Genomic DNA, 23117 nt, shown 5'->3' with positions numbered 1-23117 from the left:
GACATTGCCATGGAAGCCGTATCCCCCACCATCCTCAACCTCATCATCTTCGTGCTGGCCATCTACGTGGGCTACCACGTGGTGTGGAACGTCACGCCCGCGCTGCACACGCCGCTGATGGCCGTGACCAACGCGATCTCCGCCATCGTGATCGTCGGTGCCATGCTGGCCGCCGCGCTGACCGAGACGAACCTGGGCAAGACCATGGGCGTGCTGGCCGTGGCGCTGGCCGCGGTCAACGTCTTCGGTGGCTTCCTCGTCACCCGGCGCATGCTGGAAATGTTCAAGAAGAAAGAACGCAAGGCACCCGCAGCGATTGAAGGGGCCGCGAAATGAGCATGAACCTCGTCACGCTGCTGTACCTCGTCGCCAGCGTCTGCTTCATCCAGGCCTTGAAGGGCCTGTCGCACCCGACCACTTCGATCCGGGGCAACGTCTTCGGCATGACGGGCATGGCCATCGCCGTGCTCACCACCGCCGCGCTCATCATCGAGCTCTCCGGCGGCAAGGCCGAAGGTATGGCCTGGGTGCTGGGTGGCCTGGTCGTGGGTGGCGCCATCGGCGCCCTCATGGCCAACCGGGTCGAGATGACCAAGATGCCCGAACTGGTTGCCTTCATGCACAGCATGATCGGCCTGGCCGCGGTCTGTATCGCCGTGGCCGTGGTGGCCGAACCCTGGGCGTTCGGCATCGTTGCCAACGGTGCCCCGATCCCGGGCGGCAACCGCATCGAACTCGCGCTGGGCGCCTTCATCGGCGCGGTCACCTTTTCCGGCTCGGTCATCGCCTTCGGCAAGCTCTCGGGCAAGTACAAGTTCCGCCTGTTCCAGGGCGCACCGGTGCAGTTCCCCGGCCAGCACAAGCTCAACCTGCTGCTGGGCCTGGCCGTGGTGTTCTTCTGCTTCGGCTTCTGGCATTCGCAGAGCTGGATGGACATCGTGCTGGTGATCGCGCTGGGCTTCATCCTGGGCGTGCTGATCATCATCCCGATCGGTGGCGCGGACATGCCGGTGGTGGTCTCCATGCTCAACAGCTACTCGGGCTGGGCGGCGGCCGGCATCGGCTTCTCGCTCAACAACTCGATGCTGATCATTGCCGGCTCGCTGGTGGGCTCTTCGGGCGCGATCCTGAGCTACATCATGTGCAAGGCCATGAACCGCTCGTTCTTCAACGTGATCCTGGGTGGCTTCGGCGGTGAGACCGCGACCGCCGGCGGTGCCAAGGCCGAAGCACGCCCGGTCAAGAGCGGCAGCGCCGACGACGCGGCCTTCGTGCTGGGCAACGCCGAGACCGTGGTGATCGTGCCGGGCTACGGCCTGGCGGTCGCCCGTGCGCAGCACGCGGTGAAAGAGCTGGCCCACAAGCTGACCGAGAAGGGCATCACGGTGAAGTACGCGATCCATCCGGTGGCCGGGCGCATGCCGGGGCACATGAACGTGCTGCTGGCCGAGGCCGAGGTGCCGTACGACCAGGTGTTCGAAATGGAAGACATCAACGGTGAGTTCGGCCAGGCCGACGTGGCGATCATCCTGGGCGCCAACGACGTGGTGAACCCCGCCGCCTTGCAAAAGGGCAGCACGATCTACGGCATGCCGATCCTGGAGGCCTACAAGGCCAAGACCGTGATCGTGAACAAGCGCTCCATGGCCGCGGGTTACGCCGGCCTGGACAACGAGCTGTTCTACATGAACAAGACCATGATGGTCTTCGGTGACGCCAAGAAGGTCGTCGAGGACATGACCAAGGCCATCGAGTAAGGCCCGGCCTCGTCTCCGCAGTGTTTCTCCCGAAGGGCCCGTGGCAACACCGGCCCTTCGGTTTTTGTAGCGCCTCCCTGGCCTGTCACCTGCTATACATGGGCACCGCCTGTCAGAACCGCGTAAGGGAAAAACACGAGGTCTGGCGTAAAACTTTCCACAGACAATGCGCGATTGGGTGCATTGACAAGAACGAGGAGCTTCCGAATGACCGAATCCACGGCCCATCGCCCCTGGCTGGGCGCCTACCCCGCCGGCGTGCCTGCCGACATCGACGTGGCGCAGTACCCGTCGCTGGTGCATTTGATGGAGGAGAGCTTCCAGAAGCACGCCGGCCGCACCGCCTACAGCTTCATGGGCAAGGACGTGAGTTTCGCGCAGACCGACAGCCTGTCGCAGGCCCTGGCGGCCTACCTGCAGGGCCTGGGGCTGGTCAAGGGCGACCGCGTGGCCATCATGATGCCCAACGTGCCCCAGTACCCGGTGGCGGTGGCGGGCATCCTGCGCGCCGGCTTCGTGGTGGTCAACGTCAACCCGCTGTACACGCCGCGCGAGCTCGAGCACCAGCTCAAGGACTCGGGTGCCAAGGCCATCGTGATCATCGAGAACTTCGCGCATACGCTGGAGCAGTGCGTCGCCAACACGCCGGTCAAGCACGTGGTGCTCGCGGCCATGGGCGACCAGCTCGGTTTGCTCAAGGGCGCGCTGGTGAACTACGTGGTGCGCAACGTCAAGAAGATGGTGCCGGCCTTCAACCTGCCGCAAGCGGTGCGTTTCAACGACGCGATTGCCAAGGGCTCGCGTGGCACCTTCAAGCGCCCCGAGATCAAGCCCGACGACATGGCGCTGCTGCAGTACACCGGCGGCACCACCGGCGTGAGCAAGGGCGCGGTGCTGCAACACCGCAACGTGATCGCCAACGTGCTGCAGTCCGAGGCCTGGAACGACCCGGTGATGAAGAATGTGCCCGCCGGTCAGCAGCCCACCAGCGTGTGCGCCCTGCCGCTGTACCACATCTTCGCGTTCACGGTGAACATGATGCTGTCGATGCGCACGGGCGGGAAGACCATCCTCATCCCGAATCCACGCGACCTCGCCGCGGTGCTCAAGGAACTTTCCAAGCACAACTTCCACAGTTTCCCGGCCGTCAACACGCTGTTCAACGGCCTGGCCAACCACCCCGATTTCAACACCGTCGACTGGAGCCACCTCAAGGTCTCGGTGGGCGGTGGCATGGCGGTGCAAAGCGCGGTCGCCAAGCTGTGGCTGGAGAAAACCGGTTGCCCGATCTGCGAAGGTTATGGCCTGAGCGAGACCAGTCCGTCGGCCAGCTGCAACCCGACCACCAACAAGGAATACACCGGCACCATCGGCGTTCCCTTGCCCAACACCTTCATGAAGTGCCTGGACGACGACGGCAACGAGGTGCCGATGGGGCAGCCGGGAGAGATCGCCATCAAGGGCCCGCAGGTGATGGCGGGTTACTGGCAGCGCCCCGATGAAACCGCCAAGGTCATGACGCCCGACGGTTACTTCAAGTCCGGCGACATCGGCGTGATGGACGCGCGCGGCTACTTCAAGATCGTGGACCGCAAGAAGGACATGGTGCTGGTCAGCGGCTTCAACGTGTACCCCAACGAGGTGGAAGACGTGGTGGCCCAGCTGGCTGGCGTGCTGGAATGCGCGGTGGTGGGTGTGCCCGACGACAAATCGGGCGAGGCGGTCAAGCTGGTGATCGTGAAGAAGGACGAGAGCCTGACCGAGGCTCAGGTGCGCGCCTATTGCAAAGAGAACCTCACCGGCTATAAGCAGCCCAAGGTGGTGGAGTTCCGCACCGAACTGCCCAAGACACCGGTGGGCAAGATCCTGCGGCGCGAGTTGCGCTGAAAACCCTGCGCGACAATGCGAGGCGGCTTCGGCCGCCTTTTCTTTTTGTGATCCTCTTTTGATGTCTGGAGGCGCACCGTGACCACCATCGCCATCGTCAGTGCCTTGCACGAAGAACTGGCCGCCGTGCTGGACCTCATGCCCGACGAGCAGCAACAAACCGTGGGTGGGCGCGTCTTCTGGCGTGGGCATCTGCATGGGCAGGAGGTGGTTGCCGTGCTCTCGGGCATCGGCAAGGTGGCCGCCGCCACCACGGCCACCGCGCTGATCGAGCGCTTCGGTGCGCGGCGCATCGTGTTCACCGGCGTGGCCGGTGGCCTGGCGCCGGGTGTGCGGGTGGGCGATGTGGTGGTGGCGCAGCGCTTTCTGCAGCACGACATGGACGCCTCGCCCCTGTTCCCCCGCCATGAGGTGCCGGGCTATGGCCGTTCGGATTTTGATGCCGATGAGGCGCTCACCGTGGCACTGCGGCAGGCCAGCGAGCAGGTGCTGCGCGCACTGCCGTCGCAACTCGACGAGGGCGTGCGGTCCGAGTTCCATCTGCAGGCGCCGCGCTGCCACCAGGGCCTGTTGATCAGCGGTGACCGTTTCGTCTCGACCACGGCGGAAAGCGAGGCGCTGCGCCAAGCCCTGCCCGATGCGCTGGCCGTGGAAATGGAGGGTGCCGCGTTCGCGCAGGTGTGCCACGACTACGGCGTGCCGCTGGCCGTGGTGCGCACCATCTCCGACCGGGCCGACGACACGGCCCACGTGGATTTCCCGCGTTTCCTGCGCGAGGTCGCGAGCCGCTACAGCAGCGCGATCATCAACGCACTGCTGGCGCAGCGCTGAGCGGGCCTACCGCAACCAGCCGCGTTTGCGGAAGTACAGCATCGGCAGCACCGCCGACAGCACCATCAGCGCGAGCGCCAGCGGGTAACCGTAGTGCCACTTCAACTCCGGCATGAAGTCGAAGTTCATGCCGTAGCTGCTGGCCACCAGGGTGGGCGGCAGCAAGGAAACGCTGGCCACCGAGAAGATCTTGATGATCTTGTTCTGGTTGATGTTGATGAAACCGACCGTCGCGTCCATCAGGAAGTTGATCTTGTCGAACAGGAACGCGGTGTGGCTGTCGAGCGAATCCAGGTCGCGCAGAATCTGGCGCGCGTCCTCGAACTGCTCGGCACTCAGCAGGCGGCTGCGCATCATGAAACTCACCGCGCGGCGCGTGTCCATCACGTTGCGCCGGATGCGGCCCGACATGTCTTCGTGGCGCGCAATGGCCGACAGTGCCTCGCTCAGCAGGTTGTCCGAGGCATTGCTGTTGAGCACCTGCTTGCTCACGGTCTCGATCTCGTCGTAGATGTCTTCGAGCGTGTCGGCGCAGTACTCCGCGTCGGCGTCGAACAACATCAGCAGCACGTCCTTGGCGTTCTCGATCAGCCCTGGCATGCGGCGTGCTCGCATGCGCAGCAGGCGAAACACCGGCACGTCCTCGTCGTGGATGGAGAACAACACGCCCTGGCTCTTGAGCGTTTCGTTGTGTTCGTTAAGGATAAAGGCCACACGCACCGCGCGCGGGTCTTCGTCGTCGTCGATCAGGAAGTCGCTGCGCACATGCAGTTCGCCGTTGTCTTCCTCGAAGAAGCGGGCCGATTCCTCGATGTCCTCGTCCATCGCGTCTTCGGGAATCGAGAGGCCGAAGTGCTGCTTGACCCAGCGCCGTTCTTCGGGCGTGGGGTCCTCCAGGTCAACCCAGATCGGCTTGAAGCGGGCCAGCTCTTCGAGCGACTCGATCTCTTCCTGGAAGAGGCGGCCATTGGCCAGGGTGAATACGTTGAGCATGCGGTGCTCCCTGCGATGTCATGCGGTCTTGCAAGGGTCGAGGCCGGCGCGGCAGGCCTCGGAGGCGGTTGGGGTGCTGCTTTCAGCCCACCGCTTGCCCTGTCCAGGCCGCTGCAGGCAGCGCTCAGACGGTTGCGGGAGAGGCTGAAAGCACACAACTGGGAGGTGTGCTTTCCATGAGTTTTTCCGGGTGTGAAACAGGCTCGGATTATGGCACCGGGGTGCTGGGGGCATGGGCCTCGGTTGCGCCAAAAAAGCGCATCAATTCGTCCTTTCGCCGCCAGGCGTCGTGTTCACCCAACTCGATCAGGGCGTTGACGAAGCCCGGTTCGAACAGCAGGTAGCTCGCGAGCGCCGCCCCGCTGCCCGCCGCGCCGCGCCGCGTGTCCAGCGCGCCCAGGCCGGTGAGGGTGTTGCGTGTGGCCGCGGGCAACTCCTTGATGTGTTTGCTCGCGAGTTCATCGAGCGAGAAGCTGGGCTGGATGGCGAGCACGTTCACCGGCCGATACGGCAGCGCGGCCGCGAGCGCGGGCGGCAGGCGCGCCAGTGTCTGGCTCACGCGTTGCGCCTGTTCCACATCGGCCTGCAGCGTGTCGTGAAACACGCTGGCCAGCGCATGGCCGGCGATGGTGCCGGCCGTGGGTTCGCTGGCGCCGCGTGTGGCCATGCCGGAGCGCTGGGGCTGGCCCACACCGACCACCAGGATGCGCCGCGCGCCGAAATGGATGGCCGGCGAGAGCGGCGAGAGTTGCCGCATCGAGCCGTCGCCAAAGTACTCCTTGCGCCCGTCCACCCAGAGCGGCACCGCCGGGAACAGGAAGGGAATCGCACTCGACGCCATCAGGTGTTCGATGGTGATGGGCTGGAACTCCGAGCGCCGACCTGGTCGGTGCCAGGGCTGCACCGGGTTGTCGGAGCGGGTCTGGCAGAAGGTCCAGTGCTCGCCGCTGGTGTAGCTCGATGTGGTCACGCCCAGCACATGGATCAGCCGCTGCTCCAGCGCGCGCTCCAGGTCGTCCAGATCGATCACGTGGTGCAGTGTGTCCACCAGGGGCAGCGTGTCGAGCAGGGCGCGGTGCTTGCGCACCTGCCGCGCCAGCGTGAGACCCGCGACCACGCGGTTGGCGCGCACCCAGCCGGGCGCCTCGAGCCGGTAGACACGTTCAGAGCGCAGGCTGCTCCAGAAGGCGGCCAGTTCCGTGAGCGCGGCCAGGCCCTGTGCGGCAATGCTGCCCAGGTACGTGGCATTGAGCGCGCCGGCAGACGTGCCGAACAGCCATTGAAAGGGAAAGGGCTGCACCGCGGTGGCGCCAGGGGCTGATTGCGTTGCCAACATTGCTCCGACCGCCTTGAGCACCCCCACCTGGTAGGCGGTGCGTGCGCCGCCGCCCATGAGCACGAGGGCGCAGGCATCGGCGCCGTACTCCGGCATGTCGGGCGCCAGGGTGTTGTGGGAGATCAGCGTGTCAAGGGACAAAACGGATGCCTTTCAGAGCGCGTGCCTGGCGTGCGCAGCTGCTCAAAATCATGACACATCCCCTACGCAGTATCCGACGGGCGGATGCAATCAATCGGCCAGTTCGTGAATTCACCCTTTGTTGCGCCCGGCAGGCTTGCGCCGGTGGGCTTTCATGGGCATAGTGGCCTCAAGACATCCCGTGCCGCCGGAGGTTTTGGCCCCCGGTGGCTTGTGTCAACCTGGAGCAAATGGAGGCTTCTTTATGAACCTGACGATCAGCGGTCACCACCTTGAGGTCACACCCGCCTTGCGCGGCTACGTCACCAACAAACTGGAACGCATCTCCCGACACTTCGACCAGGTGGTCGATATCAAGGTGCTGCTGACGGTGGACAACCTGAAGGAAAAAGACCTGCGACAAAAGGCCGAGTGCAACGTCCATGTGAAGGGACGTGATCTGTTTGCCGAGAGCGTGCACGCTGATTTGTACGCCGCGGTGGACGAACTGGCCGACAAGCTGGACCGCCAGGTGCTGCGCCACAAGGACAAAACGCAGGATCACCACCACGACACGGTCAAACGTTTGATGTAACCGGATGCCACGATCCCTTGATCCGAGGGACGTGACAAATGTTGCGCTGCAGCAAGCCGCTTGACAAGTCAAGCGGCTTTTTTGTGACCGCAGTCTAGCCAAGGGAAAGCAACTCGGCATAATTTGCGGTCCGAAGGGGCCCCCATGAACCGACTTTCCGCCATATTGCCCGCCGCGCAGGTGCTCGTCAGTGTTGACGCCACCAGCAAAAAACGCGCGTTTGAAGAGGCTGGCCTGCTCTTCGAAACCCTGCACGGGCTCAACCGTGCGCTCATCACCGACAGCCTTTTCGCCCGTGAGCGTCTGGGCTCCACCGGTCTTGGCCACGGCGTGGCCATTCCGCACGGTCGTATCAAAGGCCTCAAGCAGCCACTCGCCGCCGTCTTTCAGCTCGCCAGCCCGATCGGGTTCGATGCGCCTGACGAGCAACCGGTGCAGCTCATGATTTTCCTGCTGGTGCCTGAGGCGGCCACGCAGAAGCATCTGGAAATCCTGTCCGAGATCGCCGAGCTGCTCAGCGACAGCGCCTTGCGCGAGCAGATGAAGACGTCCAGCGATGCTGCCGCACTGCACCTGCTCATCACCTCCTGGCAATCGGCCCACGCGGCCGCATGAAACCCACCGTCGTCAGCGCCGATGTTCTGTTCGAGGACCATCGGGACGCCCTGAAGTGGCAGTGGATCGCGGGTCTCGGGGCGTCCGAGCGCCGGTTTGACGAAATCGCCGTTCGCGCCGCGCGATCGGGCGCCGACCTCGTCGGTTACCTCAACTACATCCATCCCTACCGCGTGCAGGTGTTCGGCGAGCGCGAAGTCGCCTACCTCACGAGCCCGAGCGAGGACGACAACCGCCGCCGCGTGGCGCGCATCGTCACGCTGGAGCCGCCGGTGCTGGTGGTGGCGGATGGGCAGACCGCGCCCGACGCGCTCACGGCAATGTGCGAGCGCGCGCAGATACCGATGTTTGCCACGCACGAGTCGGCCGCGTTTGTCATCGATGTGCTGCGCGCCTATCTCTCGCGCCACTTCGCCGATCGCTCATCCATGCACGGCGTGTTTATGGACATCCTGGGCATGGGCGTGCTCATCACCGGGGAGTCCGGTCTGGGCAAGAGCGAGCTGGGGCTGGAACTGATCTCGCGGGGTCACGGTCTGGTGGCCGACGACGCGGTGGACCTCTACCGCATCAACCAGACCAGCATCGAGGGCCGCTGCCCCGAGTTGTTGCAGAACCTGCTCGAAGTGCGCGGCATCGGTCTGCTCGACATCAAGGCGATCTTTGGCGAGACGGCGGTGCGCCGCAAGATGCGGGTTTCGCTCATCGTGCACCTGGTGCGCCGCGAAACCATGGAGCGCGACTACGAGCGCATGCCGTACGAGCCGCTGTACCAGGACGTGCTGGGCGTGCCGGTGCGCAAGGCGGTGATCCAGGTGGTGGCCGGTCGAAACATCGCCGTGCTGGTGGAAGCTGCGGTGCGCAATACCATCCTGCAGCTGCGTGGCATCGACACGTATCAAGAGTTCGTTTCTCGCCACCGCGCCGCGATGTCGCGCGACGAGTAAAAGGGCGTTACCCCCGCGCCGCGTGCAGCGTCGGCGTTACGTCACCCGGTGCGTATTGCCCTTGTGCGGGCAATCGGTCTTCGAGCAATTGGCATAGAGCGACAAGGCGTGCTCTTGCAGCACGAAGCCACGCGTCTTGGCCACCATCTGCTGGCGCTTCTCGATCTCGGCATCGAAGAATTCCTCCACGCGGCCGCAGTCCAGGCACACCAGGTGATCGTGGTGCTGGCCTTCGTTGAGTTCGAACACCGATTTGCCCGATTCGAAATTGCTGCGCGTGAGCAGGCCGGCCTGCTCGAACTGCATCAGCACGCGGTACACCGTGGCCAGGCCGATGTCGGAGCGGTCTTCGAGCAGCACGCGAAACACGTCTTCGGCCGTCATGTGCCGCTGCTTGGCGTTCTGGAACACCTCCAGAATTTTCAGCCGGGGCAGGGTGGCCTTGAGTCCGGTGCTCTTGAGTTCATCAATATTGGTCATGGCGGCCAGTCGTCACAGGGGGTTGAAACAGGTGCCAGGAGGTGTCCTCGGGCATCGCCGACTCCTGGGGTGGGGCGCTCGCCGGCGCTAATACCCCGGGGCTACAATGACCGGATCATATCGCCAGCGTCCGCTGCCCGTGGCATTGTCCCCAGGGCTGTATACGGCGCGATTCGCATTCACGGTTCGTCCCCATGCACCACACCTCATTCCACCGAACCTCTCCCTTGAAGCAAGCCACGCTTCGCCCGGCCATCGCCGTGTGCGCGCTGGTGGCTGTCGTGGCGTTGTCTGCCTGCTCGACCAACCGGGGCATCGCCGGGCTGGTGACACCCTACAAGATCGACATCGTGCAGGGCAACGTCGTCACGCGCGAGCAGGCACAGGTGCTCAAGGCGGGCATGACGCGCAGCGAAGTGCGCGACGTGCTCGGCTCGCCGCTGCTCAGCAGCGTGTTCCATGCCGACCGCTGGGACTACGTGTTCACCTTCAAGCGCCAGGGCCAGGAGCCGCAGCAGCGCAAGGTGGCCCTGTTCTTCAAGAACGATGTGCTGGAACGTTTCGACGCCGACGAGCTGCCCAGCGAAACCGAATTCGTCGCCTCGCTCGACACGCGCCGCAAGTTTGGCAAGGTCCCGCCCCTGCAGGCCACCGAGGAACAGCTCAAGACGTTCCAGGAAAAAAATGCCGGCGCTCCGACCCCGCCCACGCCACCCACGGCCGAACCCGGCACGAGCTACCCGCCGCTGGAGAACCCGCGTTGAGCGCCGCGGCAAGCGGTGCGCTGCGCGTGTGCGTGGCGGGCGCCAGCGGGCGCATGGGACAGATGCTGGTGGAGGCCGTGCGGGCCAGCGGTGACTGCACGCTGTCGGGCGCGCTGGACGTGGCGGGCAGCCCGGCCATTGGCCAGGATGCAGCGGGTTTCGGGCAGGCCACTGGTGTGGCCATTACGGCCGACCTCACGGCCGGTCTGTCGGGCAGCCAGTTCCTGATCGACTTCACCCGCCCCGAGGGCACGATGGTGCACTTGCGTGAATGCGCGAAGCACGGCGTGGCCGTGGTCATCGGCACGACCGGGTTTTCCGAGGCGCAGAAGGCCGAGATCGCGCGGATCGCGAAGCAGATTCCGATCATGATGGCGCCCAACATGAGCGTGGGTGTCAACGTCACGCTCAAGCTGCTGGAGATGGCGGCCAAGGCCATGTCCACCGGTTACGACATCGAGATCATCGAAGCCCACCACCGCCACAAGGTGGACGCGCCCAGTGGCACCGCGCTCAAGATGGGCGAGGTGATCGCCGACGCGCTGGGCCGCGACCTCAAGGAATGCGCGGTCTACGCGCGCGAAGGCGTGACCGGCGAGCGCGACCCGTCCTCCATCGGTTTCGCCACCATCCGCGGTGGCGACATCGTGGGCGACCACACCGTGCTGTTTGCCGGCACCGGCGAGCGCATCGAGATCACGCACAAGTCCAGCAGCCGCGTCACATACGCGCAAGGCAGCCTGCGCGCGGTGCGTTTCCTGGCGGGCAAGCCGGCGGGCCTCTACGACATGTTCGACGTGCTCGGCCTGAAGTGATGAGGCGCCCCCCGCGCCGCTGCGCGGCTCCCCCCTCTCTCGCCTTCGGCGGGAGGAGGGCGACACCTGGGGCCGGCGGAGCCGGACCCTCGGTGTCCCTGGATGGGTCCACCTCGCTCCGGACGCAAGTCTGCACTCGCAGGGCCTGCTGACATGGGTGATAGCGTGGGGCAAGGTCTCTTTTACACGCTGTCCCAGGCCGATGCGCTCGGCCGCGCCGTGGCGATGCTGCTGCTGGCCATGTCGGTCGCGAGCTGGGTGGTCATTTTCTGGAAGGGGTGGTTGCTGCGACGCGCCAGCGCCGACCTGCGGTTGAGTACCGCCGCCTTCTGGCAAGCCAGCGACCTGGACGATGCCCAGCGACGCCTGCAAACCTTTGACCCGCAGCAGATCGTGTTGCCGCTGCTGCAGGCCGCGCGCGCCCTTGACGGCGCTGCGCCCCACACCTTGGCCGCCGCCGGTGACCGCGCGCAGCAACTCACACGCGTGCTGCGCGACGCCCTGCACCGCGTGTTGCACCGCCTGCAATACGGCCAGGTGCTGCTGGCCACGGTGGGCTCCACCGCGCCCTTCGTCGGCCTGCTCGGCACGGTCTGGGGCATCTACCACGCGCTCACCGGCATCGGGCTGGACGGCCCGTTCCGCATCGAACAGGTGTCCGGCCCGGTGGGTGAGGCGCTCGTGATGACCGCAGCCGGCCTGGCCGTCGCGATTCCCGCGGTGCTGGCCTACAACGTGCTGGGCCGCCAGATCGCGCGCATCGAGGCCGACCTGGAAGGCTTCGCGCGGGATCTGCGCGAGTTGTTGGCGCACCCCGGGAAGGCGGCATGAGACCTGCCGCCGGGCCGCCCCAAGGCAGGTCAGCCCCCTCGGGGGGCAGCGACCCGCACCAGCGGCGGAGCGTGGGGGCATGAGCTTCGGCCGGCTCGAGCGCCCCACGGGGGATCGGCCCATGAGCGACATCAACGTCACGCCCCTGGTGGACGTGATGCTGGTGCTGCTGGTGATCTTCATCATCGCCGCGCCTTTCATGGCCAGCCGGCTCGCGCTGGAGTTGCCGCGCGCCGAGGTCCCCGTGACCGCGCCGGCCGCAGCCGATGCCTTTGTCTCCCTCGCGCTGGACGCCCAGGGCCAGTTGCACTGGAACGACGAGCCCTTGGCCGAAGACGCGTTGCGCCTGCGCCTGCAGGAAACCGCCCGACGCAACCCCGCCACCGAGCTGCAGCTGCGCGCCGACACCGCCGCACCCTATGGCCGCGTGGTGCAGCTGATCGGCATGGCGCAGACCGCCGGCCTCTCGCGCATCGGCTTCGTGGCCGACACCCCGCCGCCCGCCGCCGCGCGCTGAATGCCGGGGCGCGGGGCTGCGACTCGGTCCAAGGCCTAAAATCCCGCATCTCTTTGCGCCACTGCGCGCGGCCCTGTCCACCCCGTTCCCGGCCCGATCCGGCCCCTGGTTCATGCTCCAAGACAAATACGCACACAAGGAAGTCGAGCGCGCCGCGCACGCCCACTGGAATGCCAACGACGCCTACCGCGTGACCGAGGACGCGAGCAAGCCCAAGTTCTACGCCTGCTCGATGCTGCCCTACCCCAGCGGCAAGCTGCACATGGGCCATGTGCGCAACTACACCATCAACGACATGCTCACGCGCTACCTGCGCATGAACGGCCACAACGTGCTCATGCCCATGGGCTGGGACGCCTTCGGCCTGCCGGCCGAAAACGCGGCGCTCAAGAACGGCGTGCCGCCCGCGAAGTGGACCTACGAAAACATCGCGTACATGAAGCAGCAGATGCAGGCCATGGGCCTGGCCATCGACTGGTCGCGTGAAGTGGCCACCTGCGACCCGAGCTACTACCAGTGGAACCAGTGGCTGTTCCTCAAGATGCTGGAGAAGGGCATCGCCTACCGCAAGACCCAGGTCGTCAACTGGGATCCGGTGGACCAGACCGTGCTGGCCAACGAACAGGTGATCGACGGCAAGGGCTGGCGCACCGGTGCGGTGGTGGAAAAGCGCGAAATCCCGGGCTACTACCTCAACATCACCGCGTACGCGGAAGAGTTGCTCGACCACGTGCAGATCGGCAACCCCAAGGCGACCCTCAACGGCTGGCCCGACAAGGTCCGTCTGATGCAGGAGAACTGGATCGGCAAGAGCGAGGGTGTGCGCTTCGCCTTCCCGCACACTATCAAGGATGATGCTGGTCAGTTGATCGGCGACGGCAAGATGTACGTGTTCACCACGCGCGCCGACACCATCATGGGCGTGACCTTCTGCGCCGTCGCCCCCGAGCACCCGCTGGCCACGCACGCGGCCGCGAACGACAAGGCCCTGGCCGCGTTCATCGAAGAGTGCAAGACCGGCGGCACCACCGAAGCCGAACTCGCCACGCAAGAGAAGAAGGGCATGGCCACGGGCCTGACCGTCACGCACCCGCTCACGGGCGCATTGGTGGACGTGTGGGTCGGCAACTACGTGCTCATGGGCTATGGCGAGGGCGCGGTCATGGGTGTGCCGGCGCACGACGAACGCGATTTCGCGTTCGCGAACAAGTACGGCCTGAAGATCGTTCCCGTCATCGGCGTGGAGGGTGAAACCTTCAGCACCGAGACCTGGGCCGACTGGTACGGCGACAAGCAACGCGGCGTGTGCGTGAACTCCGGCGTGCTCGATGGCCTGGCCTACAAGGCAGCGGTCGACAAGGTTGCCCAGTTGTTCGCCGACCAAGGCCTGGGCGAGAAGAAAACCACCTTCCGCCTGCGCGACTGGGGCGTGAGCCGCCAGCGCTACTGGGGCACGCCGATCCCGATCATCCACTGCGCCGAACACGGCGCGGTGCCTGTGCCCGAGAAAGACCTGCCGGTGGTGCTGCCGCAAGACTGCATTCCCGACGGTTCGGGCAACCCGCTGCACAAGCACGAAGGCTTCCACGCGGGCGTGGTCTGCCCGGTGTGCGGCCAACCCGCGCGGCGCGAAACCGACACCATGGACACCTTCGTGGATTCGTCCTGGTACTTCATGCGCTACTGCGACCCGACCAACACCGAGAAGATGGTGGCCGAGGGCACCGACTACTGGATGCGGGACCAGAAGCTGGCCGTCGGCGGCAGTGGCATGGATCAGTACATCGGCGGCATCGAACACGCCATCCTGCACCTGCTGTACGCGCGCTTCTGGACCAAGGTGATGCGCGACCTCGGCCTGGTGAAAGTGGACGAGCCCTTCACCCACCTGCTCACGCAGGGCATGGTGCTCAACCACATCTACAGCCGCCGCACCGCCAAGGGTGGCAAGGACTACTTCTGGCCGCACGACGTGGAGCATGTGCTCGACGAAGGCGGCAAGATCGTCGGCGCCAAGCTGAAGAACCCGGCCACCAGCGGCGACGGCATGCTGCCCGTGGGCACGCCGATCGACTACGAGGGCGTGGGCACCATGTCCAAGTCCAAGAACAACGGCGTCGACCCGCAGGACCTGATCGAAAAATACGGCGCCGACACGGCCCGCCTGTACACCATGTTCACCGCGCCACCCGAGGCCACGCTGGAGTGGAACGACGCGGCGGTGGAAGGCAGCTACCGCTTCCTGCGCCGCGTGTGGGCCTTCGGCTTCAAGCTCGCGCCGCTGGGCCCACTGGGTGCCCTTGCGGCCGGTGTGGGTGGCCAGTCCCTCTCGAAAGCGGCCAAGGCGCTGCGCCTGGAAATCCACACGGTGCTCAAGCAGGTGGACTACGACTACCAGCGCATGCAATACAACACGGTGGTGTCGGGCGCGATGAAGATGCTCAATGCCCTGGAAGACTTCAAGGCCGATGGCAGCGCCGCCGACAACGCCGCGCTGGCCGAAAGCTTCGGCATCCTGCTGCGCTGCATTTACCCGGCCACGCCGCACGCGGCGCATGCGCTGTGGAGCGACCTGGGCTACGCCGGTGAGCTGCTCGACGCACCCTGGCCCAAGGCCGACGAGGCCGCGTTGAAGCGCGACGAGTTGGAGCTCGTGCTGCAGATCAACGGCAAGCACCGTGGCAGCGTCACCGTGGCGGCCAACGCCGACAAGGCAACCATCGAAGCGGCGGCGCTGGCCAGCGAGGCCTTCGTCAAGCAGGCCGCGGGCGCCGCACCCAAAAAGGTGGTGGTGGTCCCGGGCCGCCTGGTCAACATCGTCGTCTGATCGAGGACCCAAGGCATGACACCCATCGTCTCCCCGCCGAGTTCCCTGGTGGCGCGCCGCCGCGCGCTGCAACACCTCGCGGCCGGTGCTGCTGCCGTGTTGGGCGTGTCGGGCTGCGGCTTTGCGTTGCGCAAGGCACCCACCTTTGCCTTCCAGACGGTGCGCATCGCCGGCAGCGAGAACACGCCCATCGCGCGTGAGTTGCGCACGGCCTTGGTCACCAACGGCCTCACGGTGCTCACCACCGCCACGCCCGCCAGCGCGCCCGCACAGGTGGTGCTCACGGTGACGGTCGACCAGCGCGAGCGTATTGCGGTGGGGCAGACGGCTGCGGGCCAGGTGCGCGAACTGCAATTGCGCACACGCTTCACCTTCCGGCTGCGCACGGCGAACGAGAAGGAGCTGATCGAAGACACCGAACTGCTGCTCGAACGCGACATGACCTTCAGCGAAACCGCGGTGCTCTCGAAGGCCGCCGAAGAAGAGCTGCTGTACCGCGACATGGCGTCCGACGTCGTGCAGCAGGTGGTGCGCCGCATGGCCGCCGTGAAATCGCTCTGAAGCGCCGCGACCCATGCAGATTGCCGCACCGCAACTCACCGCCCAGCTGCAGCGCGGCCTGAAGAGCCTGTACACCTTGCACGGCGACGAGCCCTTGCTGGTGCAGGAGGCGGCCGATGCGATCCGCGCGGTGGCGCGCGAGCAGGGTTATACCGAGCGCACGGTGCACACCGTGGCGGGCGCCCATTTCGACTGGGGCGAGGTGCTGGCCAGCGGCGGTTCGATGAGCCTGTTCGCCGACAAACAACTGATCGAGATCCGCATCCCGTCCGGCAAGCCCGGCAAGGACGGTTCGCAAGCGCTGCAGCAGATCGCCGAAGCCGCGCAGGGCAACGACAGCACGCTCACGCTGGTGCTGCTGCCGCGTCTGGACATGGCCACGCAGAAGGGCGCGTGGTTCGCTGCGCTGGAGAGTTTTGGCGCGACCATCAAGCTCGATCCGGTGGACCGCAAGGCCTTGCCGCAGTGGATCGCGCAGCGCCTGCAGCAGCAAGGCCAGCGCGTGGTGTCGGGCGAAGAGGGGCAGCGCACGCTGCAGTTCTTTGCCGACCGCGTCGAAGGCAACCTGCTGGCCGCGCACCAGGAAATCCAGAAGCTCGCGCTGTTGCACCCGGCGGGCGAGCTGGGTTTTGAGCAGGTGGAGTCGGCGGTGTTGAACGTGGCGCGTTACGACGCCTTCAAGCTCGCCGAAGCGGTCCTGGGTGGTCAGGTGCAACGCGTGCAGCGCATGCTCGATGGCCTGCAGGCCGAGGGCGAAGCGCCGGTGCTGGTGCATTGGGCGTTGTCGGAAGACATCCGCACGCTGCACCGCATCCGTGTGGCGATGGACGCGGGCCGTCCTCTGCCCATGGCTTTGCGCGAGAACCGTGTGTGGGGCGTGAAGGAAAAGCTCATGGAGCGCGCGCTGCCCTTGTTGAACATCGCCACCTTGTCGAAGTGGCTGGACGATGCGCACACGGTGGATGGCATCGTCAAGGGTCTCAAGGTGCCCACCTGGCCTGCCGATCCTTGGCAGGCGCTGCAGCAGATGGCGATGAAGGTTTCTTTGGCCTGTTCGGTTCGTTAGTCGGCGTTGCGCGTTTCGCGCCACCTTGGTTGGAAGGCCGGATGGTTCGGGACACCGTGCGCAGGCCCCCGTCGCAGGCGTCTGCCCGGGAGCGCCTGCATCACTGCGTCAACAAGACCACTTCGCGCGAACTCTGTGGCGACCGCGAAATGGGCCCGCGCCCGGCTTACCCGCACCACCCGACCCAGTGAGGTGTTGGTGAGCAAGGCCTGGTGAACCGACACCCTTTCGGGCCGGAGAACGCGGGCACCGCCATCGGCCTGTCGCGAGGTCGATGCGAGAAACGCAACGAGAGAGAAAAATCAGGCCACCGAACGAGACCGCAAAGAAGACTCGCGGAAATCGCTGGGCGACTGCCCCGTGTGCTCACGAAACACGCGGCTGAAGTGCGCCCCGTTGTTGAAGCCCCAGGTGAACGCGATCTCGGTGATCGTGCGCTGCGCGCGCGCAGGGTCGGCCAGCTCGCGCATGCAGGCCTGGATGCGCTGGCGCTGGATGTAATGCGCCGGGGTGTCTTCTTCGGCGCTGAACGCGTTGTGCAAATGGCGCTTGCTGCAGTTGAGCGCTTGCGCGATCTGGTCGAGCGAGAGGGACGGGTCGCGCAGATGCTGGCCGATGTGCTCGCGGATGCGGTCGCGAAACGCCTCGAGTTGCGTGACGCTGCTCTCGCGCCCTGCGAGCTCCTGCAGTGACAGACGCACCAGCTCCACGATCAACTCACCCGCACCGCGCGCCGCGTTCTCGCTCATGCCCGGCAGCTCCTGGTACGTCGTGCGCATCGTCTCCAACGCCACCCGCGCAATGCCGCTCACACCACCCACGTGCCGCGCCATCAACGGCTCCAGCCGCAGGCCGCGCTCGGTGAGTTGTTCCTTGGGCAGCATCACGATCAGGTGCTCCACCCGCTCGGGGTTGGCGATCTCGTAGCTGCCGGTGGTGTCGTAGATCGCCCAACCGCCCGGCCGCACCCAGGCTTCGCGGTTGTGCTGCTGCACGCCCGCGCTGCCACGCCAGGGCGCGACGATCTTCAGGTACGCACGCTCGCTGCCGCGCGCCAGTTGCGGGCTGCGCAGCACGCGGTGGCGGTTCGCCTCCAGCTTGGTCAGCACCACGTCGCCCGCGTGTGAAGCCTGCATGTGGCCGTCGAAGCCGGTGTCGCCGTACAGGTCGGACTCCAGGCCACCGAAGTGCGTCCATACCCAGTCGCGCCAGATCGCCGCGCGCTCGCCGGGCGCGACGATGTCGGTGCTCATGATGGACGGGGACGGCATGGGGAGAAATTATTGACCTGCGTTTCGCCGTGTGCCGCCCGCGGTGTTGAGGGTTAACCCGGATCGGCGTGCGCGTTTCGACAAGCAGCGAGTGCATCGCCAGCATAGCGCCGCCGCAGGGATGTGCCTACGATGCAAGTTCGGTCAACCACAACGCCAGGAGACACACATGGCCCATCCCAATAGACGTCTGGTCATCCAAAGCGCCGCTGCCACGGTGGGCGCCATGTCCTTCGCGCCGCAGCTGCTCGCGCAGTCCGCGCCGGTGCGCATCGGCTATTCGATGTCGCGCACCGGCCCATGGACGGGGGGCGCGCAGGTCAGCCAGGAGCCCAACTACCTCATGTGGGCCGAGCAGCAGAACGCCGCCGGCGGCCTCGACGTGAAAGGCGTGCGCCGCAAGATCGAACTCATCAGCAGCGACGACCGCAGCGACATGGAAACCGTGGTGCGCACCTACGAAAAACTCATGGGCAGCGACAAGGTCGACCTCGTGTTGCCACCCTGGGGCAGCAACGCCAACTTCGCCGTGGCACCGCTGGCCAACCGCCTGGGCTACCCCTTCCTCGCGCCCACCGCGCTCTCGCGCCGCCTGGCCGAGATGAAGCTGCCTTACTTCTTCCTGCTGCTGCAACAACCCAAGCCCATGTGCGACGCACTGGTCGAGATGTTCAAGGCCAACGGCGTGAAGACCGTCGCCGTGGTCTACGTGGACGACCTCTTCGGGCTGGAGAACTACTCGGCGCTCAAGGTCGCGCTGCAGGGCACCGGCATCACCCTCGTGCAGGAGACCAGCTACCCCGGTGGCGTGAAAGACCTGGGCCCGACGCTGCGCAGCATCAAGGACAAGAACCCCGACGCCTTCGTCGGCTTCACCTACCCGCCCGACACCATCCTCGCCAGCCGCCAGAGCAAGGAAATCGGCTTCAACCCGAAGTTCTTCTACGCCTCGGTGGGCACCGCCTTCCCGCTCTACAAGAACGTGATGACGCCCGCCGGCGCCGAGGGCGTGCTCGGCATGGGCTCGTGGAACAGCAAGACCAGCCCGGGCGCCAAGGCCTACTTCGACGCCCACGTGGCGAGCCAGAAGAAGGAGCCCGATCGCTGGGCCAGCGGCGCTTGCTGGGCCGGGTTGGAGATCCTCACCAACGCGTGCAAGCAGGTCGGCCTGGACCGCAAGGCGATCCGCGACTACGTGGCCAACACCACGCACAAGACCATCATCGGCGACATCCGGTTCAGCGGCAGCGAGAACGTGGGCACACCCGGCACCGTGGGGCAGTGGCAGAACGGCGAGTTCGAGGTGGTGTGGCCGCAGAAGCTCGCGACGGCGAAACTGAATCCCAACAAGCCTGCGTGGAAGTGAATTGTCTTTCTCTGCCTGGCTAGAACTCATCGCCTCCGGTCTCATCACCGGGGGCATCTACGCGCTCGTCGCGCTCGGGCTGAACCTGCAGTACGGGCTGATGCGCATCCTCAACATCGCGCACGGCGAGTTCCTGATGGTCGGTGCCTTCCTCACCTGGATGGTGCAGACCTCGTTCGGCCTCTCGCCGCTGTGGATGATCCCGATCGCCTTCGGGCTGCTGTTCGCCGTCGGCGTCGCGGTGCACTGGCTGTGTTTCCGCCGCCTCACCGCCACCTCGCCCAACCTCGACATCTTCGAGGCGCGTGGCCTCATGGTCGCCTTCGGCCTGATGTTCCTGGTGCAGAACTTCATCTCGTATGTGTGGGGCGGTGACCTGCGCGGTTACGACTACCTCACGCAACCGCTCGCGATCCCCCTGCCAGGTGGCAGCGCGCAGTTCGCGGTCAACAAGCTGCTGGTGTTCGCGCTCGCGCTGCTGTTCTCTGGCGCGCTCATCGTGTTGCTGCGCACCACGCTGCTCGGCAAGGGCGTGCGCGCGCTGATGCAATCGCCCACCGGCGCGCAGCTCATGGGCATCAACACCCGGCGCCTGCACCCGCTCATGTTCGGCATCGGCCTGGGCCTTTCGGGCGTGGCCGGTTGCCTGCTGTCCATGGCCTACACCATCAGCCCGTCCATGGGCGAGCCCTACACCGTCACCGCGCTCATCGTCATCACGCTCGGCGGCTTCGGCAGCATGGGCGGCGCGCTCGCGGGTGGCCTGCTGCTTGGAGTGATCGAGGCGCTCGGCATGCACTTCACCAACCCCTCGCTCAAGGCGCTGCTGAGCTACGTCGTGTTCATCGGCGTGTTGCTGCTCCGGCCCGAAGGACTCTTCGCTCGAAAGAGTCGCAAAGCATGAATTCCAGGCAGTTCCTCATCCGCGACCTGCTGGTCCTCTTTGGCCTGGCCGGCTGGGCCGTGGCCTTGCCCGCCTTTGCCAGTGACTTCATCGTCTCCATGGCGCTCACCTGCCTGATGTACATCGCGCTCTCGTCGAGCTGGGCGCTGTTCTGCGGCACCACGCGTTACCTCTCGCTCGCCACCTCGGCCTTCTTCGGCATTGGCGCGTATGCGGGCGCGATCCTGCTCGAGCAGGTGCCGTGGGCGCAGGCCATCGCGCTGGGTGCGCTCATCGCCGCCGCCGTGGCGGTGGTCATGGGCGCGGCGGTGCTGCACCTGCGGGGCACCTACTTCGCGGTGCTCACCTTCGGCATGACCGAGCTCATCCGCCACGCCATCAGCTACTTCGAAAAAAGCGTCACCGGCACCGTGGGCCGCGTGCTCATGGTCGTGCCCGAGCGCGACACGATCTACTTCACCGTTCTCATCCTCGCGGTGCTCACCGTGGCGGCATCCATCGGCATCCGCCGCACGCGCTTCGGCCTGGCCATGCTCGGCATCGGCGCGGACGAACAGCGCGCACAGACGCTGGGCGTGAACACGCGCATCGTCAAGATCGCCGGCTTCGCGCTCACCGCCGCGGTGGCCGGTGCGGTCGGCGCCGCGATGTCGGTGCGATGGACCTACATCGACCCGCACACCGTGTTCAACCCCTTCATCGGTTTCCAGACCGTGCTGATCGCGCTCATTGGCGGCGCGGCCACGCTGTGGGGCCCGCTCATCGCGGCCATCGTGTTCAGCGTGCTCGCGGAAACCTTGCGATTGCAGGTGCCGCAGGTCTACATGATGACGCTCGGGCTGCTGTTGATTGTTTCGGTGCTGTACCTGCCGGGCGGCCTGGCCTCGCTGCGCGTCGACACCTTCCGGGGTTGGCGCGACAGCTTCAAGGCCTGGTGGACGGAAACCCGCGATGACCTGAGCGGCGAGACGAAGCGCCGCAAGCAGCGCGAGAAAGACCAGCGGGAGCGCAGCCATGTCTACTGAAGCGCTTCTGGATGCGCGCGAGGTCACCGTGCGTTTCGGTGGTCTCACGGCGGTCGACGCGGTCAGCGCGCGCTTCATGCCCGGCGAGCTGGTCGGCATCATTGGCCCCAACGGCGCGGGCAAGACGACCTTCTTCAACGCCATCTCGGGCGTGACCAGGCCCACCAGCGGCGCGCTGTCGGTGCAGGGGCGCGAACTCGGCGGCAAGGGCCCACACCGTTTCGCCGCGCACGGCCTGGCGCGCACCTTCCAGACGCCGCGCGTCTTCGGCGACATGCCCGTGCGCGACAACATCGCCTTCGGCCTGAAGTTCGCGGGACGCCGCCGGCGCAAGTACCTCTTGTGGGGCGAAGAGGCCTCGGTGCCCTGGGTGCTGCGCACACCGGACAGCATCCTCGCGCTCATTGGCCTGTCCGCCCAGGCCGATCTGCCGGCCGCCGCCATCACGCCCTCGCAGCAGCGCCTGCTGGAAATCGGCATGGCGCTGGGCACACGGCCGCGCATGTTGTTGCTGGATGAAGTGGCCGCGGGCCTTACCGAGAACGAGGTGGAAGAGATGGCGCGCCTGATCCGCCGCCTGCGCGATGAACTCGATCTCACCGTGGTCTGGATCGAACACGCCGTCACCACGCTGCTGCGCCATGTGGAGCGCGTGATCGTGCTGCACCAGGGCAAGAAGATTGCGGACGGCACCCCGCGCGAGGTGGTGCGCAACGCCGAGGTGATCGAGGCTTACCTGGGCGACGAAATGAACGAAGCAGAAGAAGGGGCCGCCGCATGATGTGGTACCGCCCTCAAGCCTTCGAACTCAGTGGCGGTGCGCGCGCGCGCCTGAAGGTCGATGGCCTGTCCGCCGGTTATGGCGCCTTCCTCGTGCTGCGCGATCTCAAGCTCGACATCCAGCCCGGCCTCACCGTTGTGCTCGGCCCCAACGGCGCGGGCAAGACCACGCTGCTCAAGGCGCTCAACGGCCTCATCCCGCGCAAGGGCACGGTGTTGCTCGATGGCCAGGAGCTGGCCGAGAAAACGCACGAGATCGTGGAAGCCGGTGTGGCGCTGGTGCCCGAAGGCCGGCAGCTGTTCCCGCAAATGACGGTGGCGGAAAACCTCGAACTCGGGGGCTGGCTCGTGCCCAAGGCCGAGCGCGCGCGCCGGCTCGAACAGGCCTTTGCCGATTTCCCCAAACTCAAGGAACGCGCCACGCAACTCGCGGGCACCATGAGCGGCGGCGAGCAACAGATGGTGGCCGTGGCGCGCGCCATGATGTGCGCGCCGCGCCTGCTGATGCTCGACGAACCCTCGCTCGGTCTTGCGCCCAGGATGGTCGATGAACTGCTCGCCATCGTGCGCCGCATCGCCGACGCGGGCACCACCGTGCTCATGGTCGAGCAGAACGTGAAGAAGGCACTGGCCGTGGCCGACCGGGGCTATGTGCTCGAACGCGGCACGCTGGTCGCCAGTGGGCCGGCGAAGCTGCTCGCGCGCTCCACCGTTATCCGCGAAGCCTACCTCGGTGCCGACAAAGACCCCGCCACCGGTACCACCAGCGCGTCCGACGCCGTGCAGCGCCGCAAGGCCATGGCCGCCACCGTCTGAACACCCCTCAAGG

23 protein-coding genes are annotated in these 23117 nt (G+C 66.0%); 19 read left to right on the top strand and 4 right to left on the bottom strand.

Annotated elements, in window-relative coordinates:
- Positions 1 to 9 precede the first annotated feature (9 nt).
- The 4 genes from FFS09_RS15405 (at position 10) to FFS09_RS15390 (ending at position 4475) form a co-directional block, all read left to right on the top strand.
- Positions 10 to 336, top strand: coding sequence for an NAD(P) transhydrogenase subunit alpha part 2 (locus FFS09_RS15405; protein WP_137919779.1), 327 nt, complete (start codon positions 10 to 12; stop codon positions 334 to 336).
- A complete protein-coding gene (locus FFS09_RS15400; RefSeq protein ID WP_137919778.1) occupies positions 333 to 1757 on the top strand; it encodes an NAD(P)(+) transhydrogenase (Re/Si-specific) subunit beta in 1425 nt (474 codons plus the stop codon). Before FFS09_RS15405 ends, FFS09_RS15400 begins: the two co-directional genes overlap by 4 nt.
- Before the next feature lie 207 nt (positions 1758 to 1964).
- Positions 1965 to 3644, top strand: coding sequence for a long-chain-fatty-acid--CoA ligase (locus tag FFS09_RS15395; RefSeq protein WP_137919777.1), 1680 nt, complete (start codon positions 1965 to 1967; stop codon positions 3642 to 3644).
- A 138-nt stretch (positions 3645 to 3782) separates the two neighbouring features.
- On the top strand, positions 3783 to 4475 hold the full coding sequence (locus FFS09_RS15390; protein WP_252374389.1) for a 5'-methylthioadenosine/adenosylhomocysteine nucleosidase: 693 nt from the start codon (positions 3783 to 3785) through the stop codon (positions 4473 to 4475).
- A 6-nt stretch (positions 4476 to 4481) separates the two neighbouring features.
- Here FFS09_RS15390 and corA read toward each other — a convergent pair whose 3' ends face one another.
- Together corA and FFS09_RS15380 are read right to left on the bottom strand one after the other, a co-directional pair.
- Entirely contained in the window at positions 4482 to 5468 is a 987-nt protein-coding gene (gene corA, locus FFS09_RS15385; protein WP_137919775.1) for a magnesium/cobalt transporter CorA, read from the bottom strand.
- 208 nt (positions 5469 to 5676) lie between these two features.
- Positions 5677 to 6945, bottom strand: a complete 1269-nt coding sequence (locus FFS09_RS15380; RefSeq protein WP_252374382.1) for a patatin-like phospholipase family protein — start codon at positions 6943 to 6945, stop codon at positions 5677 to 5679.
- 244 nt (positions 6946 to 7189) lie between these two features.
- On the opposite strand from FFS09_RS15380, the gene hpf reads away from it, so the two are divergent.
- From hpf to hprK, 3 genes are all read left to right on the top strand, one after another.
- On the top strand, positions 7190 to 7519 hold the full coding sequence (gene hpf, locus FFS09_RS15375) for a ribosome hibernation-promoting factor, HPF/YfiA family (protein WP_137919774.1): 330 nt from the start codon (positions 7190 to 7192) through the stop codon (positions 7517 to 7519).
- A 144-nt stretch (positions 7520 to 7663) separates the two neighbouring features.
- Positions 7664 to 8134 (top strand): PTS sugar transporter subunit IIA, encoded by a 471-nt coding sequence (locus FFS09_RS15370; protein ID WP_137919773.1) that lies wholly within the window; start codon positions 7664 to 7666, stop codon positions 8132 to 8134.
- Complete coding sequence (hprK, locus tag FFS09_RS15365; RefSeq protein ID WP_137919772.1) at positions 8131 to 9081, top strand: HPr(Ser) kinase/phosphatase; 951 nt, start codon at positions 8131 to 8133, stop codon at positions 9079 to 9081. The genes FFS09_RS15370 and hprK overlap by 4 nt, the downstream gene beginning before the upstream one ends.
- A 36-nt stretch (positions 9082 to 9117) precedes the next feature.
- Here hprK and fur read toward each other — a convergent pair whose 3' ends face one another.
- On the bottom strand, positions 9118 to 9561 hold the full coding sequence (gene fur / locus FFS09_RS15360; protein ID WP_137919771.1) for a ferric iron uptake transcriptional regulator: 444 nt from the start codon (positions 9559 to 9561) through the stop codon (positions 9118 to 9120).
- A 227-nt stretch (positions 9562 to 9788) separates the two neighbouring features.
- Here fur and FFS09_RS15355 point away from each other — a divergent pair, with 227 nt between their 5' ends.
- The 7 genes from FFS09_RS15355 (at position 9789) to holA (ending at position 16942) form a co-directional block, all read left to right on the top strand.
- Positions 9789 to 10325 (top strand): outer membrane protein assembly factor BamE, encoded by a 537-nt coding sequence (locus tag FFS09_RS15355; RefSeq protein ID WP_252374381.1) that lies wholly within the window; start codon positions 9789 to 9791, stop codon positions 10323 to 10325.
- Complete coding sequence (gene dapB, locus FFS09_RS15350) at positions 10322 to 11140, top strand: 4-hydroxy-tetrahydrodipicolinate reductase (protein WP_137919769.1); 819 nt, start codon at positions 10322 to 10324, stop codon at positions 11138 to 11140. The genes FFS09_RS15355 and dapB overlap by 4 nt, the downstream gene beginning before the upstream one ends.
- Before the next feature lie 153 nt (positions 11141 to 11293).
- On the top strand, positions 11294 to 11971 hold the full coding sequence (locus FFS09_RS15345) for a MotA/TolQ/ExbB proton channel family protein (protein ID WP_137919768.1): 678 nt from the start codon (positions 11294 to 11296) through the stop codon (positions 11969 to 11971).
- A 79-nt stretch (positions 11972 to 12050) separates the two neighbouring features.
- The gene (locus FFS09_RS15340) at positions 12051 to 12488 is read left to right on the top strand and encodes an ExbD/TolR family protein (RefSeq protein ID WP_137919767.1); all 438 of its coding nucleotides are present in this window, start codon (positions 12051 to 12053) and stop codon (positions 12486 to 12488) included.
- Between the two features lie 112 nt (positions 12489 to 12600).
- On the top strand, positions 12601 to 15315 hold the full coding sequence (gene leuS, locus FFS09_RS15335; RefSeq protein WP_137919766.1) for a leucine--tRNA ligase: 2715 nt from the start codon (positions 12601 to 12603) through the stop codon (positions 15313 to 15315).
- A gap of 15 nt (positions 15316 to 15330) precedes the next feature.
- Complete coding sequence (locus tag FFS09_RS15330) at positions 15331 to 15876, top strand: LPS-assembly lipoprotein LptE (RefSeq protein ID WP_137919765.1); 546 nt, start codon at positions 15331 to 15333, stop codon at positions 15874 to 15876.
- 13 nt (positions 15877 to 15889) lie between these two features.
- Complete coding sequence (gene holA / locus FFS09_RS15325; protein WP_137919764.1) at positions 15890 to 16942, top strand: DNA polymerase III subunit delta; 1053 nt, start codon at positions 15890 to 15892, stop codon at positions 16940 to 16942.
- A 302-nt stretch (positions 16943 to 17244) separates the two neighbouring features.
- On the opposite strand, the gene FFS09_RS15320 is transcribed toward holA, so the two are convergent.
- The gene (locus FFS09_RS15320) at positions 17245 to 18213 is read right to left on the bottom strand and encodes a helix-turn-helix domain-containing protein (protein WP_137919763.1); all 969 of its coding nucleotides are present in this window, start codon (positions 18211 to 18213) and stop codon (positions 17245 to 17247) included.
- 169 nt (positions 18214 to 18382) lie between these two features.
- Between FFS09_RS15320 and FFS09_RS15315 the strand changes: the two genes are divergently transcribed.
- The 5 genes from FFS09_RS15315 to FFS09_RS15295 are packed head-to-tail and all read left to right on the top strand — an operon-like array spanning position 18383 to position 23104.
- Positions 18383 to 19579: an amino acid ABC transporter substrate-binding protein gene (locus FFS09_RS15315; RefSeq protein WP_137919762.1), complete on the top strand. Its 1197-nt coding sequence runs from the start codon at positions 18383 to 18385 to the stop codon at positions 19577 to 19579.
- A 1-nt stretch (position 19580) separates the two neighbouring features.
- Entirely contained in the window at positions 19581 to 20483 is a 903-nt protein-coding gene (locus FFS09_RS15310) for a branched-chain amino acid ABC transporter permease (protein ID WP_137919761.1), read from the top strand.
- Positions 20480 to 21508: a branched-chain amino acid ABC transporter permease gene (locus FFS09_RS15305; protein ID WP_137919760.1), complete on the top strand. Its 1029-nt coding sequence runs from the start codon at positions 20480 to 20482 to the stop codon at positions 21506 to 21508. Before FFS09_RS15310 ends, FFS09_RS15305 begins: the two co-directional genes overlap by 4 nt.
- The gene (locus FFS09_RS15300; RefSeq protein WP_137919759.1) at positions 21498 to 22289 is read left to right on the top strand and encodes an ABC transporter ATP-binding protein; all 792 of its coding nucleotides are present in this window, start codon (positions 21498 to 21500) and stop codon (positions 22287 to 22289) included. Before FFS09_RS15305 ends, FFS09_RS15300 begins: the two co-directional genes overlap by 11 nt.
- Positions 22286 to 23104, top strand: coding sequence for an ABC transporter ATP-binding protein (locus FFS09_RS15295; RefSeq protein WP_137919758.1), 819 nt, complete (start codon positions 22286 to 22288; stop codon positions 23102 to 23104). The genes FFS09_RS15300 and FFS09_RS15295 overlap by 4 nt, the downstream gene beginning before the upstream one ends.
- The last annotated feature ends 13 nt before the right edge of the window (positions 23105 to 23117 follow it).

Origin of the sequence: Hydrogenophaga sp. 2FB, from assembly GCF_005503365.1 — a bacterium.
Lineage (GTDB): Bacteria > Pseudomonadota > Gammaproteobacteria > Burkholderiales > Burkholderiaceae_C > Hydrogenophaga.
Note: the sequence above shows the minus strand (reverse complement) of the source record. Positions and strands in the feature narration are given on the sequence as shown.